Here is a 14,372-nt window from a genome sequence, read left to right on the forward strand (position 1 = left end):
GAAAAGTTTCAGGCTCAAGGGATGGAGGCTGTGATGGCGATCCGTGTCGCGCACGTCGGTACCGGAAATGTCGGAAGGCTTGCCCTCGCTGAGCTCGTCACCAACCCGCAATTTGAGTTGACCGGCGTGTGTGTCTCGACGCCCGAGAAGGTGGGCAAGGACGCGGGGGAACTCTGCGGCATCGGACTGGACGTGCCGGTCGAGACGGGGGTCAAAGCCGTCAACGACCTGGACACCCTGCTGGCCACCAAGCCCGAGTGCGTCGTCTACTGCGCCATGGGCGACACCCGGCTGCCCGACGCGATGGCCGACGTCATGCGCATCCTGGCCGCCGGCGTCAACGTGGTGGGGTCGTCGCCCGGGCTGCTGCAATTCCCGTGGGGCGTGATGCCCGATAAGTACATCGGGCGCGTGGAAGACGCTGCTAAGCAAGGTAATTCGAGCATCTTTATCAGCGGCGTCGACCCCGGGTTCGCCAACGACCTGCTCGCGTTCGCGCTGGCCGGCACGTGTCAGCGCATCGAGCAGGTGCGCTGCATGGAGCTGCACGACTACGCCAGTTACGACGGCGAAGAAGTCATGAGCTACATGGGGTTCGCCCGGCCCATGGACGAAATACCGATGTTGCTGCAGCCGGGCATTCTCAGCATCGCCTGGGGAACCGCGATCCGCCAGCTGGCCGCTGGACTGGGCATCGAGGTCGACGAGATCGCCGAGTCCTACCAGCGTGAGCCGGCGCCGGAAGACTTCGACATCGCCATCGGCCGCGTGGCCAAGGGCACGGTTGCCGTGCTGCAGTTCGAGATTCGCGGCATGGTCAAGGGTCACCCCGCCATCGTCATCGAGCACGTCACCAGGCTGCGGCCCGACCTGCGACCCGACCTGCCGCGCCCCGCCTCCGGCGACGGCTCGTACCGCATCGAGATCACCGGCGAGCCGTCGTATGCCGTCGACATCATTCCCAGCAGCCGCAAGGGCGACCACAACCACGCCGCCATCGCCGGCGCGGCGGGCCGGATCGTCAACGCGATCCCGGACGTGATCGCCGCGCCGCAGGGCATCCGGACGACGCTCGATCTGCCGCTGGTGACCGGCAAAGGCCTTTACGCGCCAAGCACTTTGGTGACCACCTAAACGAAAGGAGACCCGCGTGGGTCGGGTAGACGGCAAGGTAGCGCTCATCAGTGGTGGCGCCGGGGGTATGGGAGCCGAAGACGCGCGGCTGCTGGTCGAAGAGGGCGCCAAGGTCGTCATCGGCGACATTCTGGACGACCAGGGCAAGGCGCTGGCCGACGAGATCGGCGACTCCGCGCGCTACGTCCATCTCGACGTCACCCAGCCCGATCAGTGGGACGCCGCCGTGGCCACCGCGATCGGCGAATTCGGCAAGCTCAACGTATTGGTCAACAATGCCGGCACCGTTGCGCTCGGCCCGCTGAAGAGTTTCGATCTGGCCAAGTGGCAGAAGGTAATCGACGTCAACCTCACCGGGACGTTCCTGGGCATGCGGGCTTCGGTCGAACCGATGATCGCGGCCGGTGGCGGCTCGATTATCAACGTGTCGTCCATCGAGGGGCTGCGGGGCGCGCCCATGGTGCACCCCTACGTCGCGTCCAAGTGGGGCGTGCGTGGCCTGGCGAAGTCGGCCGCATTGGAGCTGGCGCCACACAACATTCGGGTGAACTCGGTGCACCCGGGGTTCATCCGGACGCCGATGACCGCTCACCTGCCCGAGGACATGGTGACGATTCCGCTGGGGCGGCCGGGCGAAGTCCGGGAAGTCGCGACGTTCGTGCTCTTTCTGGCCAGTGACGAATCGTCCTACTCCACCGGCAGCGAGTTCATCATGGACGGCGGGCTGATCACCGACGTGAATCACAAGGAGTTCTAGGGCGGTGCTATAACCGCGAGCATGCCCCTGGAAACCCTGGCGAGCATCGTCGGAGCCAGCCACGTGATCACCGATCCCGACGTGCTGGCCGGGCGCAGTGTCGACCACACCGGGCGTTATCGCGGCCGGGCCAGGGCGTTGGTGCGACCCGGCGACGCCGAGCAGGTCGCCGACGTGTTGCGGGTGTGCAGTGCGGCCGGGCTGAACGTGACCGTGCAGGGCGGGCGCACCTCGCTGGTGGCCGGGACGGTTCCGGAGCACGACGACGTGCTGCTGTCCACCGAGCGGCTGACCGCCATCGGCGACGTGGACACGGTGGAGCGCCGCGTCGAGGCCGGGGCGGGCGCCACGCTGGCCGCGGTGCAACACGCCGCGGGTGTGGCGGGCCTGGTGTTCGGCGTGGATCTGGCCGCCCGCGACACCGCGACCGTCGGCGGCATGGCCTCGACCAACGCCGGTGGCCTGCGTACGGTGCGCTACGGCAACATGGCCGAACAGGTCCTCGGGCTGCAGGTCGCGCTGCCCGACGGCTCGCTGATGCGCCGGCACAGCCTGGTGCGCAGCGACAACACCGGATACGACCTGCCGGCGCTGTTCGTCGGCGCAGAGGGCACCCTCGGCGTCATCACCGCGCTCGATCTGCGGCTGCATCCCACCCCGTCGCATCGGGTGACGGCGGTATGCGGATTCGCCGATCTGGAGGCGCTGATCGAGGCGGGCCGGGCCTTTCGCGACGTGGACGGCATCGCCGCGCTGGAACTGATCGACGGCCGAGCGGCCGCGCTGGCCGCCGAGCACCTGGGCGTCGGCGCCCCGGTACAGGGCGACTGGCTGCTGCTGGTGGAACTGGCCGCCGACCACGACCAGACCGAGCGGCTGGCCGAGCTGCTGGACGGTGCCCGGCTGTGCGACGAGCCCGCGGTGGGTGTGGATTCGGCTGCCCAGCAACGACTTTGGCGTATTCGCGAATCGCTGGCCGAGGTGCTCGGCGTGTACGGGCCACCGTTGAAGTTCGACGTGTCGCTGCCGCTGTCGGCCATCGGCGCCTTCGCCCGGGAGGCCGCCGCCCTGATCGAAGCCCGGGTCAGCGACGCTGTGCCGGTGTTGTTCGGCCATGTCGGCGAAGGCAACCTGCACCTCAACGTGCTGCGCGTGCCGGTCGACGAGGAGAAGGCGTTGTACGGGCCGATGATGGACTTGATCGCGCAGTGCGGCGGCAACGTCAGTTCCGAACACGGTGTCGGCAGCCGCAAGCGCGCCTACCTCGAAATGTCCAGGGAGGCAGCGGATATCACGGTGATGCGGTCGGTCAAGGCCGCGCTGGACCCGACCGGCTACCTCAATGCGGCGGTGCTGTTCGACTAGTCACGGCTTCCGGCGACGATATTTCGGGCGGCGGGCAATGCCCACCGCCCGAAATCGTCCCCCCGCCGGGCTGGCTTCCCGCTGAGTGTGCAGCACTAGCGACGGCCGCCACCACCGCCGGAGCTGTGGCCGCCGCCACCACCGCCGAAGCCGCCACCACCGCCGAAGCCGCCACCACCGCCGAAGCCGCCACCACCGCCGAAGCTGCGCCCGCCGCCGCCCCCCGAGCCACCCCCGCCGAAGAGGCCACTGCCGCCACCGCCGATGGCTGGGCCTGAGCCGCCGCCGATGGCGGCAGGGCCTCCTGCGCCACCGCCGATGGCTGGGCTTGAGCCGCCGCCGATGGCTGGGCTTGAGCCGCCGCCGATGGCGGCAGGGCCTCCTGCGCCACCGCTGGTGGGGCCGCCATCTGTCGGGCCAACGACAGCGGTCCCGCCGCCCGTGGGGCCGCCGGCGGCAGCTCCGCCGCCGTCTGGTTTAGCGGGCGCCGCCGTTGCCGGGGTGTCTGGTTTGGCGGGCGCCGCCGTTGCCGGGGTGTCTGGTTTGGCGGGCGCCGCCGTTGCCGGAGGTATCGGCGTTGCCGGCGTAAGCGGTGTCCATGGCACCGAGGGCGGAGGCGGAGGCGGCCACCAGCCCGGGGTGTTCCAGTCCGGGTCGTCGAGATACCACGTATAGATCGGCCAGATAAACGGGTAATTCTCGTACTGCCGTAGGCAGAACGCTTTAGCCTCCGGGCTGTTGTCATTGATCGGGTTGGGGCCCAAGCACAGCGGTGGCGGTGGCGGTGGACCCGGGGGCGGCGACGGGTCGGTTTCGGTGTCCACCAATCGCACCGATGTCGATTCGAGAGCAGGCCCCGGCGTACCGGGTGGCGCGGCTTCGAACACGGCGAACATCGCGGTTGCAGCCGTCGCGGCAAGAACTGCCGACTTCAACCGGGATTGCAATCCGCCGCAGCCGCGGATTGTGTGCTGCCGCCGGTGCTTTCCACCGGCGGCCCGTATTCTCTTTGTCATCATCTGTGGCCCTATCTTCAATTGGCGTATGTGATCATTATTTAAATATGTGACTAGACAACATATATACGATCTAACGAATCATAAGCGGGCTGGTCTATACTGTCAACCGTGGTTGTCAAATCTGATGTAGAGGCGCCCCAGACCGATTTCGGGGAGGCGTTGCGGGTTGCGTGGTGGAGTTACTCCCAGCGCATTGATGCGGAGCTGGCGGCTATTGGTTTGCCGGGGCGTGAATTCCCACTGAACTATGTGTTCGCGCTGTATGGTCATCCCGGTCCGATGACGATTTCGGAGATGGGTCGGCAATTTGCTATCAGTCGTCAGGCGGCCAGCAAGATCACGGCCGAACTGGGCCGGCGCGGGTATATAAGGGTGGCTGCGTCGAGGACCGATCAGCGGGAGAAGGTGGTGGAACTCACGGCAAAAGCGGTCGAGCTCGTCACTGCGCGCCGGAGCGCGGCAGCCGCGCTGGACGGGGAAATCTGTGAACGCCTGGGCTCGGCCGGGCTTACCGAGCTGCAACGTGCCATGGAAACCGTGGGTGAGGTTTCCATGGGTAAGAAACGCGTCGATTTCGGCAACACTTACCGCTCACCCAAGCTGTGGTGAGGGCGTTGCGAAGCGGGGACCGCTAGTCGACAGTCGGTTTGATTCCGACGGCGTGCCGTAGCTGGGCCAGGAACTGCTCGCCGTCGTCACTGCGAACGATGTAGTGCGAGATGGCGATTCGGATCACGGTCGCGGCCTTCACCGCGGCGTTGGGGCCCGGAAGGTGGCGCTGCAGCCCGTCGCGCATCTGCGGGATGACGTGAGCGAACGCGGCGATGGTGTGCTCGGGTTCGACGTCGACCATGCGCACACCCGAATACGAATGCTGGTACTCGACGATGAAGCGCAACACCGCATCGAGCTTGTCGATCCCCTTGAGCCCCGCGGTGGCCTTGGCCAAACCGCTTTCGAAAACCTGCCGCTCGTAGGCGGAAAACGCGGAGAGCAGCTCCTCTTTGGACGCGAACCATCGATACAACGTGGGCCGGGACACGCCGGCCTGGGCGGCGACCTCGGACAGGCTGAGTTTGGACTTGCCGTTTCGGCCCAGCACCTCGGCGGTGGCCGCGAGGATCCGCTGCGGGGTCGAGCCGTCGGTTTCGGCCGTCAGCGGATTGCTCATATCTGAGACTTTACGAACTATTGCCGAAGTAGCCACGTTCTTCTGCCCTCGCGTCAGGCTCGGGGTGGCCGGCGGCGCACCAGGACGGACTGCTGGATAGCGCCGACCGCGCCCTGCTCGTCGTACAACGTGCCGATCGTGGTCCCGATGCCGTCCGGCCCATAGCTGGTCTCCGCGCGAATGCCGACCCACTCCCCGTCGGGAACGCGAAAGACGTGCACCGCCAAATCGGTGTTCAAGAAGGTCCACTTGGTGATGTCGAGCTTGCTGCCGATGCCGTTGGCGCAATCGGCCACCGCGAACAGCCGCTCCAGCTGCGTCATCGTCTCGCCCTGGACCAGGTCGACCTCCGGCTTGATCCATGACTCGCCCGGGCCCGGCGTTAGCGGCTCGGTGAGCCACAGCCACTGAAGGCTGTGCACGTAGTTGCGGTCCCACTCCTTGGCCTTGAGGTTGCGGTTGCGGGCTTCGGCGCGCGGCCGGGGCAACTCGGCCGCCGCGTGCGCGATCGCCTGGGTGTCCTGCAGCTGCAGCCGCCAACCACTCGCCCGCGCGACGGGCCGGGGCTCGCCGTCGGGACCGGTGGCCAGCATCTCGGCGGTCACCAGCTCGATCTGCTTGCCGCGGCGCTGAACCTCCGAGCGGACCCAGAGGTCACCGTCCGACGGCACGCCGCCCAGTAGGTCGATCACGACCCGCGACAGCCGGGTGTCGTCGCGCCGCTCGCAGCGCTCCAGCGCCCGGACCAGCAGCGCCGAGACCGGGCCGCCGTGCTGGATCGCCGCCGACCAGGTGCCGCGAGCCAGGTCGGTCGCGCGGAACTTCTCGCCCAACGCATCGGCCAGGCCACCAGGGGGGTCGATCAGCTCGTAATAGGAGTCGGTCACGTGTGTCCTCTCGGGTGTCTCAGGGCAACCCGGCGCCGGGCATGGCGACCTGCACGGCGTCGAGCCGCGATCCCCGGGTGCCCACCAGGCGCTGAGGATAGGCGTCGGTGCTCGACAGCAGAAACAGGATGCGGCGTTCGGGGCCGCCGAGCGCGCAGGCAATCGCGACGCGCTCGCCCATGTCGATGCGGTCGGTGACGGTGCCGCCCTCGACGATCCGCTCGAACTGGTGCGCCAGGGTCATCGACGTCCACACTGCACCGTCGGCGTCGAGCGCGATGCCGTCCGGCGGGCCGTCCAGATCGTCGGCGAAAACCCGCCGATCCCGTAGCGCGCTGTCATTGTCGATGGTGAACGCGGTGAGCCGCCGGCCGACCGACTCCGCGACGATCAGCGTCGTGCGGTCGTCGGTGATGACCATGCCGTTGGGAAAGTCGAGGTCAGAGGCGACAATACGGGCGGTGTCGTCGGGATCGAGCCGAATGATCACCCCGCCCGAACGCGCCTGGGAGCCGATGTAGGCGCGGCCCCGGTCGTCGACGACCATGTCGCCGAGGTTGGTCGGCGCCAGGCCGGAGAGGTCGGCGATGGGCACGACCGTCTCCCCGTCATAGCGCAGCACCTGCCGGTCCTCGGAGGAGGCGATCAGCAGCGACCCATCGGGCCGGAAGCCGAGGCCGGACGGGGAACGCCCGGGCAACGGCAGTGTCGTCAGGGAACCGCTCAGGGTCGACGTGTGCACGGCCTCGCCCAACATGTCGGAAAACCACAGCAGGCCTTCGAACCAGCGCGGGCCCTCGCCGAAGCAGAAACCGTTGGCCAGCGGCTCGGGGATCATCCGGTGCCTCTGGACACAATTTCCGCTTTACAAAACACCGCAGAAGTGTCATGCACCGCGGGTGCCGGTGTCAATTGCCTGCCAGCTCGCGCGCGACGGCCGCGTGGTACTCGTCGATTTTGGCGGGGTTGGCCTGCTGGAAGAGCTGATCGGGCACCCGTCCGGCCGGCGGTTCGGCGTCTAGTTAGCCGAGCTTTACAAATCTTACGTAAAGTGTCACGCTGTGCGGTGGGCTGCGCTCGCGACTCGGCCATCGATAACTAGAGGTGGAGCGGATTTTGACCACGGAATCTGAGCAGACTGAGTGGACCGTGCAGGGGCTGCTGGACCTGTTCGACGTCCAGGAAGACGGACAGGACCGGTTCACCGGCGAGACGGGCATCGCCGTCGGCGACGAACGCCAGGTGGTCGAGGGCACCCAGGTGCTGGCCCAGGCGATCGTCGCGGTCGCCAAGCGATTCCCGGACAAGTCGGTTCGCTCCGCGCACGCGGTGTTCTCCCGCGCCGTCACGGTCGGGCCGCTCGTCGAGCTGATCCTCGACGTCGTGTCCGACGGCCGGTCGACGGCGACAGCCGTCGTCGCCGTGCATCAGAATGGGCGGCGCTGCCTGAGCATCACCGTGTTGGCCGACGTCCCGACCGCCGACGTCATACGCCACCACCTGCCGCGACCCGACGTCGCGCCGCCGGCCCAGGCCAACCACTCGCCGATGCCGATGATCGGGCGCGAACTGCGCCTGGTCGACGTCGTCGACGTCAACAGCCCCGACGAGGTCGGGCCGCCGGAGCTGTACGCCTGGCTGCGCTACGACCCGATTCCAGAGCGCGACGACCTGGCCAAGGCGCTGCTCGCGTACTTCACCGGGCATCTCGGGATCTCCACCACGATGCGCGCGCACGAGGGCATCGGCACCGCCCAGGCGCATCTGACCGTGTCTACGGCGCCGATGAGCATCTCGGTCGCGTTCCACGAGCCGGTGCACTGGACCGGTTGGCTGCTCTACACCCACGAGAGCACCCAGGTCGGCGCGGGGATGTCCTATGTCCGGGGCGCCGTGCACTCCGAGGAGGGTGAGCTGTTGGCCTCGTTTACGCAGGAGGCGCTGATCCGCCCGCTGCGCACCTCCGACACGGCGATCGATTCCCGCGCGCGCTTCTGACGTCCATGCACTTCACCATCACCCACCCGATGCACAGCCATCCCTACAACCCGGAGTTGGTGAGCGGCGCCGGCATCGGAAAGGTGGCTGCGGCCGCCGAGGCGGCGGGCATCCACGGGTTCGGCTTCACTGACCACCCGGCACCCTCGCAGCGCTGGCTGGACGCCGGCGGGCACGACGCTTTGGATCCCTTCGTCGCCTTGGGTTTCGCGGCAGCCACGACGACGACGCTACGACTGATTCCCAACATCGTGGTGCTGCCGTATCGAAATCCCTTCGTGGTGGCCAAGTCCGGCGCCACCCTGGACCTGCTGTCCGGGGGGCGGTTCACGCTCGCGGTCGGCGTGGGTTACCTCAAGCGCGAATTCGCGGCGCTGGGGGTGAGCTACGACCAGCGAGCAGAGCTGTTCGAGGAGTCGCTCCAGGTGATCCGGGCCGTCTGGACCGGCGACGACATCTCTTTCGAGGGAAAGCATTTCAGCGCACGGGGGATCACTGCGCATCCGCGGCCGCTCAGCGATCCGCACCCGCCGATCTGGATCGGCGGCAACACATCGGCGTCGCGGCAGCGGGTGGCGCTCTACGGTGACGGCTGGTGCCCGTTCCCCGCCCCGCCGCAGCTAGCCCAGACCGCGGGCACGGCGTCGATCACCTCTACCGAACAGCTATCGGCGGCCGTCGACGACCTGCGACGCAGATGCGATGCGGCGGATCGAGATTGGTCGACGATCGACATCACGTTCACCAACTTCGAGGGCGGCAGCATCACCGACGACGACTTCAACGCCGACGCCTACCTGCACGGCTTGGCGAAGCTGGAGAAGTTGGGGGTGACGTGGGTCAGCGTCCACCTGCCCGGCGACAGCATGGCGCATGCCCTGGACACCCTCGAGCGGTTCCGTACCCTCGTCGTCGAAGCGGCGTAGCTGGACTGAAGACGAAAATGGACTTCTCCCGCGTCGAACTCTCACCCGAGGACCAGGAATTCAGAGACCAGTTCCGGGCGTTCCTGGCCGAGCATGTCACCGACGAGGTACTGCGGCGCGACCGCGAATCCGGTGAAAACTTCAGCGAACCCGTGCATTTGGCACTGGGTGAAGCGGGCTATCTGGAATCGGATTTCAAGCAGGAGGCCGACGGCGGGTTCGACCCCGTGCGCCGCCGGATCTTCCAGTTGGAGATCGGCCGCGCCCATACACCGTGGTTCCACTGGGGAACCACGGCGGTCGTCGCCAAGTTGATGCGGCAATTCGGAGATCCCAAGCTCGTCGACGCGGTGCTGCCCGGTGTGCTGTCCGTGAGATCCGGCTGTGCCTGGGCTACACCGAGCCCGAGGGCGGCTCCGACGTCGCGACGTGCAAGACCCGCGCCGTGCGCGACGGTGACGGATCTAGCTGGGTGATCAATGGCTCCAAGATGTTCACCTCCAACGCGCAGCACGCCAAGTATGTCTTCCTGCTCACCAACACCGACCCGAACGGCCGCAAGCACCAGAACCTGACCATGTTCCTGGTGCCGCTGGACTCGCCGGGCATCGAGATCCAGGGCATCCGCACGCTGGATGGCGACCGCACCAACATCGTGTACTACAGTGACGTCCGCGTCGACGATCTGTACCGGATCGGCGAGGTCAACGCCGGCTGGACCGTGATGCGGTTCGCCCTCGACGCCGAGCACGGCATCACCGACCCGGCAGACCATGGGCTGCAGAACATTTCGATGATGTCAGAGCACGGCCACCTGATGGCCGAGGCCGCCGACGGCGTCGCGGCGATACTGGCGCAGCGTGGCGACGACGCGGTCAACTACCGCTTGGGGCGCGCCATGGCCCGCATCGAGGCGGCGCTGTCCACCCCGGGGACCTACGGCCGCGTCGCGCTGATCCAGACCATGCGCGAGGTGTCGGCGGAATTGATGGACCTGCTCGGAGCCGCGTCCGCATTGCCCACCGACACAACGGGATCCGCCGACTTCGCCGACAATGGCGCGATCGAATTCATCTTCCGCCACGCCGTGCCCGCCGGCATCTACGGCGGAACGATGGAGGTGTTTCGCAACATGATCGCCCAGCACGAGCTCAAGCTGGGCCGCCCCAGCTATGGCGGCTGAGGGGTAGCCTGCTAGCGGATCGATCGTCCGAAGAGAGGCGGGCCGGTAGTGGCTGTGCTCGTGGCCCTCGGTTCGTTCATCACCACGCTGTTGGGCGGCTATTCGGCGCTGCGCATCGGCTCCTATCGCAACCTGGTGCTCGGGTTGGCCGCGGGGCTGATGCTCGGCGCGGTCGGCTTCGACCTGCTGCCCGAGGCGCTGAGCCCGGGATTCTGGGTCTTATGGGGCATCCCTACTCCGTTGCTGGCCTTCGTTTCTGGCTTCCTGGTGCTACACATCGTCGAGCGAACTGTGGGCATCCATCTCGGTCAGACATCGAATGACGCGGATGTCTCCGACGCCCCGGGCGTCGGGCTCTTGGCGGCCGCGGGGCTGGTGGGCCACAGCGTGATGGACGGATTCGCGATCGGCGCCGCGTTTCAGGCCGGGACCGGCGTGGGGGCGGTGGTCGCGGTCGCGGTGATCGGACACGACTTCGCCGACGGCTTCAACACCTACACCATCACGTCGCTCTATGGGAACGACCGGCGCAGGGCGCTGACGCTGCTGGCCGCGGACGCCGTCGCACCAGTTGCCGGCGCTGCCCTGACGCTGGCGGTGACGATTCCCCATCGCGTCCTCGACGTGTATCTCGGATTCTTCGCCGGTTTCCTGATGTACCTGGCGAGCGCCGATGTCCTGCCAAGGGCACACACCGGCCGGCGCACTGCTGCGACCCTGGCGTGCACCGTCGGCGCGGTGCTGTTCATGCTCGCGGTCGTCGGGCTGGCGAGCTGAGGATCGCACGGAATGTCGGCGCGGGCGGTGTCGAGTCGGCCGGGAAGACATAGGCTTTTGGTGTATGCGTCAGGTCGGCTCGAGTGATGCTGTTGATTCGGTGGACAGCAGGTAAGCACTCAAAAACGGCGCCAACGTGTTCCGGTCTTGCCACGCGGACCGGAACGCGATATAGCAGTCGGGCCGAATAACGATCACGGTCGGTGTTGTTGCGCCGTAGGCCTTGTGCATCTCGGCCGCCACGTCGTGTACTAAGGGGAAGCCAAAGGTGCTGGCTTTCCAGGTATCTCGCAGGCGCACACCGATGAAGTGCAACTCGTCGCCGAATACGTCGCGCAGCTCTCTGGCGAAATCGACGACGGCGTCGCCCGCCAGATCCGTCTGGCGCTTGCCCTGCAGGAAAACGACGGTGTGCCCGTTGTGGCGCAGCAGGTCGTACAGCCGGATCGTCGGCGAATCGGGCAAGAGCTTGAGATGTGGTGCGCGGGGAGCGTGGTCCCCCGGCTGGGCGACCAGTCGCGGGCGCCGCCCCCATTGCCGTTGCCGGGCGCCATCGGCTGGGGCCGGGCTGGTGTAGCCGCGCGCACGGTAGTTGATGCCGACTTGGCTGATCGAGCGGGTCAGGTAATCGTGAACTGGCAAGAGCCCGATCGCGAAGCGGCCCAGCGTGTTTAGGGTCTGCTGGTCGACTTTGCGGCGCAGCGTGAATGCCCTGGTTGCCAGATCGGTGCCCCACAGGACGCTGCGGATGACCGGGAGTCTCTCCTCCTCGTAGGTGTCAAGCAGTCGTGGCTCGGCCTGGCCGCGCACGGACAGGGCGAGCTTCCAGCCGAGGTTGATCGCGTCCTGTAATCCGGTATTCATGCCTTGTCCGCCGACCTGGCTGTGAATATGTGCCGCATCTCCAGCGATGAAAACGCGCCCCACCCGAAGCCGGTCGGCCTGTTTGTGTCCGATGCGGAACGGCGTGATCCAGATGGGGTCGAAAACCCGAACCGCACGGCGCGTATGTTTCAGCAACACCGTCTCGAATTCCTCGACGGTCGCGGGAGCGGCCGCCTCGGTGGGGTCGGCGACCTTGCGCACGGCTATCAGCCGCCAGCGATCTCCGGGGAGCGGAAAGACCGCCAGGAAATGCCGCAGCTCGACAAACAGCGATGCCTCATCGCGGACAAAGAAGTCGGTCTCCAGCTGGACGTCGGCAAGGATCCATTCCTCCTCGTAGGCCAGCCCTTCGAAGGTGATTCCCGCCTTGTCGCGGACCGTGCTGCGGGATCCGTCGCAGCCAACGAGATATCGGGTGCGAACCTCTTCGATCGACCCGTCCGGGTGACGCAGTCGGCTCGTGACGCCCCCATCATCCTGATCGAAGTCGAGGAACTCCACGGACCGTTCGACGTGCACGCCCACGTCGGCAAGGCGGGTGCCAAGGATGTTCTCGGTGACGTCCTGCGGGATGCAGAGCACGAATGGATAGCGCGTGTCGGTGCCGACAAAGTCCAGCTGCGCCACCCGCTTGGATTGGACGAAAAACGACACCGAATGGACCATCGTTCCGCGGGCCAGGAATGTCTGCTCAAGCTCCAAATGATCGAAATGCTCCAGCATTCGCGCGTGCACGATGACGGCCTTCGACTTGTCCGTCGGCTGTGGCGCTCGATCCACGATGCGACACGTTGCCCCGTACCGCTGTAGTTCCGCCGCGAGCGTCAGGCCGACCGGTCCCGCGCCCACGACCAACACGTCGATTGATCCCGGGCGTTCGTCAGCCATGGGCCTTCCTTCCGTCCGGACACGTCCGGCAGCTCAATGTCACCTATACCGCATGAGCGGCGGATCGGACGACCGGCGACGATTGTGCCTCCCAATGCGAGCGGCGACCGACGCGAAAGCGTGGCCCGCCCGCGAACGCCGCGTGCCACGCCGGCGGCGCGCTGGAGCCACGCGGATCGGCGTCCGAGGTTGGGCCGCAACGTTGCTCGGGTGTCACCCGGGTGGAACGGGCCAGCAGCGCACCCCCGCGGCATGGCGGGAGCCGGACCATCGATGACCGGGGCGGCCGGCGTTGGTGTCGCGTTCAAAAAGATCGGGCCGATTGTATGTGGTCGATCCGGCCGCCACGTCCCGGTGCGCGATCGCGTGCGACTAGGGGTTAGGCAGCTCCGCAAGGATCTCGACGCGCGTCGGGTCGAAGCTCAAAAACCCTTTGATGGGAAGGCTTTCCGGCAGCGGATCCGGATAGCACCAGGCGACGTCGTCGACATCGCCGGTGGACCAGTACGTCGCGGGACCCTTGTAGTTGCAGTAGCTCGACGTCTCCGAGCGGTGCAGCAGATCGGTGTGTACCAGCGCCGGATCGACGTAGAGCCGGGGTTCCAGCGCGGTCTCGAAGACGATCACCGTGTCATCGGTGTCCACCAGCGTGGCGCCGGCGACATCGACGCGCAGGCGTCGCTTGGTGGGCCGGCAGTCGACCCGGTGGTAGGGATTCGGTGGGTAGTGGACGAGCTCGCGGCCTTCCTCCAGCCAGGTGTCGACGGCGTCCCACGGAACGTGGACGTGGCCAGGTGCCTCCGGCTCGGGCTCGGACGGCAGTCCCGCGACGACGTAGGCCGGGAAGATGTAGCTCAGCGGACGGCCCTGCCGGTGCACCAGCAGCGCCTGCTCGGTGTCGATCACCACGCGCCCGCCCCGGAGCGCCTGGATGCGGCGGGGGTGTGGCTCGATGTAGACGGCGCCGGCGGGGATCGGGGGAGCAAACCGCCCGGCCGGATCGCTGGACAGCGGTCCACGTCCTGCTACCAGAGTCATAAAGTCAAAGCTTATGGTCGGGGCGACTGCAGAAGTACGGAACATCGCCAACGATCGCGATGTTGTGTGAGCCGGACGAACACAGCGGCCTTCCCGTCCTCGTCAACGGACACTTTGCCGATCCCCGGCATGCGGCCTCCGTCATCGAGTCCGGGATCGGTGACGTCGTCACACTGGCTAAACCAGCATTGGCCAACTGCAATTGGCCGGATTTGGTTCGCGCGGCTCAGACGCTCGCCGGCGACATCCCCGCCGGTCTATTTGGCCCCGTCGCCGACATCAAGGACCTGGAAACTGGTCGCCCCGGCAGGGCCAAGCTGATCCTGGCATCGGGCTAAGGTGCC

Annotated in this window: 15 protein-coding genes and 2 pseudogenes; 10 read left to right on the plus strand and 7 right to left on the minus strand. The window is 66.9% G+C overall.

All coding sequences use genetic code 11. The features are described from left to right. Window positions 1-33: 33 nt before the first annotated feature. The 4 genes from MSG_RS01570 to MSG_RS25795 all read left to right on the plus strand — a co-directional run bounded on the left by MSG_RS01570 (window position 34) and on the right by MSG_RS25795 (window position 3,534). Complete coding sequence (locus MSG_RS01570; RefSeq protein ID WP_096443908.1) at window positions 34-1,134, plus strand: NAD(P)H-dependent amine dehydrogenase family protein; 1,101 nt, start codon at window positions 34-36, stop codon at window positions 1,132-1,134. Window positions 1,135-1,150: 16 nt separating this feature from the next. Beyond that, window positions 1,151-1,891 (plus strand): glucose 1-dehydrogenase, encoded by a 741-nt coding sequence (locus tag MSG_RS01575; RefSeq protein ID WP_096436514.1) that lies wholly within the window; start codon window positions 1,151-1,153, stop codon window positions 1,889-1,891. Between the two features lie 21 nt (window positions 1,892-1,912). Then, a complete protein-coding gene (locus MSG_RS01580) occupies window positions 1,913-3,256 on the plus strand; it encodes an FAD-binding oxidoreductase (protein ID WP_096436516.1) in 1,344 nt (447 codons plus the stop codon). A gap of 125 nt (window positions 3,257-3,381) precedes the next feature. Beyond that, a complete protein-coding gene (locus MSG_RS25795; RefSeq protein ID WP_170063131.1) occupies window positions 3,382-3,534 on the plus strand; it encodes a hypothetical protein in 153 nt (50 codons plus the stop codon). Between the two features lie 199 nt (window positions 3,535-3,733). Here MSG_RS25795 and MSG_RS25060 read toward each other — a convergent pair whose 3' ends face one another. Beyond that, window positions 3,734-3,886, minus strand: coding sequence for a hypothetical protein (locus tag MSG_RS25060; protein WP_170063132.1), 153 nt, complete (start codon window positions 3,884-3,886; stop codon window positions 3,734-3,736). A gap of 497 nt (window positions 3,887-4,383) precedes the next feature. Between MSG_RS25060 and MSG_RS01590 the strand changes: the two genes are divergently transcribed. Further along, complete coding sequence (locus MSG_RS01590) at window positions 4,384-4,884, plus strand: MarR family winged helix-turn-helix transcriptional regulator (protein ID WP_096436518.1); 501 nt, start codon at window positions 4,384-4,386, stop codon at window positions 4,882-4,884. A 22-nt stretch (window positions 4,885-4,906) separates the two neighbouring features. Here the strand turns inward: MSG_RS01590 and MSG_RS01595 are convergent, their stop codons facing one another. The 4 genes and pseudogenes from MSG_RS01595 to MSG_RS26065 form a co-directional block, all read right to left on the minus strand. Next, window positions 4,907-5,446 (minus strand): TetR/AcrR family transcriptional regulator, encoded by a 540-nt coding sequence (locus MSG_RS01595; RefSeq protein WP_096436520.1) that lies wholly within the window; start codon window positions 5,444-5,446, stop codon window positions 4,907-4,909. Between the two features lie 53 nt (window positions 5,447-5,499). Further along, window positions 5,500-6,333: a thioesterase family protein gene (locus MSG_RS01600; protein WP_096436522.1), complete on the minus strand. Its 834-nt coding sequence runs from the start codon at window positions 6,331-6,333 to the stop codon at window positions 5,500-5,502. A 19-nt stretch (window positions 6,334-6,352) separates the two neighbouring features. Further along, entirely contained in the window at window positions 6,353-7,171 is an 819-nt protein-coding gene (locus MSG_RS01605) for an SMP-30/gluconolactonase/LRE family protein (RefSeq protein ID WP_096436524.1), read from the minus strand. A gap of 70 nt (window positions 7,172-7,241) precedes the next feature. After that, window positions 7,242-7,328, minus strand: a pseudogene (locus MSG_RS26065) (SRPBCC family protein); the annotation flags it as partial. A gap of 121 nt (window positions 7,329-7,449) precedes the next feature. Between MSG_RS26065 and MSG_RS01610 the strand changes: the two are divergent. From MSG_RS01610 to MSG_RS01625, 4 genes and pseudogenes are all read left to right on the plus strand, one after another. After that, window positions 7,450-8,331, plus strand: a complete 882-nt coding sequence (locus MSG_RS01610) for an acyl-CoA thioesterase (protein ID WP_096443910.1) — start codon at window positions 7,450-7,452, stop codon at window positions 8,329-8,331. Between the two features lie 5 nt (window positions 8,332-8,336). Continuing rightward, a complete protein-coding gene (locus MSG_RS01615) occupies window positions 8,337-9,257 on the plus strand; it encodes an LLM class F420-dependent oxidoreductase (protein WP_096436526.1) in 921 nt (306 codons plus the stop codon). 17 nt (window positions 9,258-9,274) lie between these two features. Further along, window positions 9,275-10,440 (plus strand): annotated as a pseudogene (locus MSG_RS01620) (acyl-CoA dehydrogenase family protein). Window positions 10,441-10,488: 48 nt separating this feature from the next. Beyond that, window positions 10,489-11,217, plus strand: a complete 729-nt coding sequence (locus MSG_RS01625) for a ZIP family metal transporter (RefSeq protein ID WP_096436528.1) — start codon at window positions 10,489-10,491, stop codon at window positions 11,215-11,217. Between the two features lie 69 nt (window positions 11,218-11,286). On the opposite strand, the gene MSG_RS01630 is transcribed toward MSG_RS01625, so the two are convergent. Next, window positions 11,287-12,990 carry an FAD-dependent monooxygenase gene (locus MSG_RS01630; RefSeq protein ID WP_096436530.1) on the minus strand — a complete coding sequence of 568 codons (1,704 nt, stop codon included), beginning with the start codon at window positions 12,988-12,990 and terminating at the stop codon, window positions 11,287-11,289. A 372-nt stretch (window positions 12,991-13,362) separates the two neighbouring features. After that, entirely contained in the window at window positions 13,363-14,028 is a 666-nt protein-coding gene (locus MSG_RS01635; protein ID WP_096436532.1) for a DUF427 domain-containing protein, read from the minus strand. Window positions 14,029-14,087: 59 nt separating this feature from the next. Between MSG_RS01635 and MSG_RS01640 the strand changes: the two genes are divergently transcribed. Beyond that, window positions 14,088-14,366 carry a hypothetical protein gene (locus MSG_RS01640; RefSeq protein WP_096436534.1) on the plus strand — a complete coding sequence of 93 codons (279 nt, stop codon included), beginning with the start codon at window positions 14,088-14,090 and terminating at the stop codon, window positions 14,364-14,366. Window positions 14,367-14,372: the final 6 nt, after the last annotated feature.

Origin of the sequence: Mycobacterium shigaense (genome assembly GCF_002356315.1) — a bacterium.
Classification (GTDB): Bacteria; Actinomycetota; Actinomycetes; order Mycobacteriales; family Mycobacteriaceae; genus Mycobacterium; species Mycobacterium shigaense.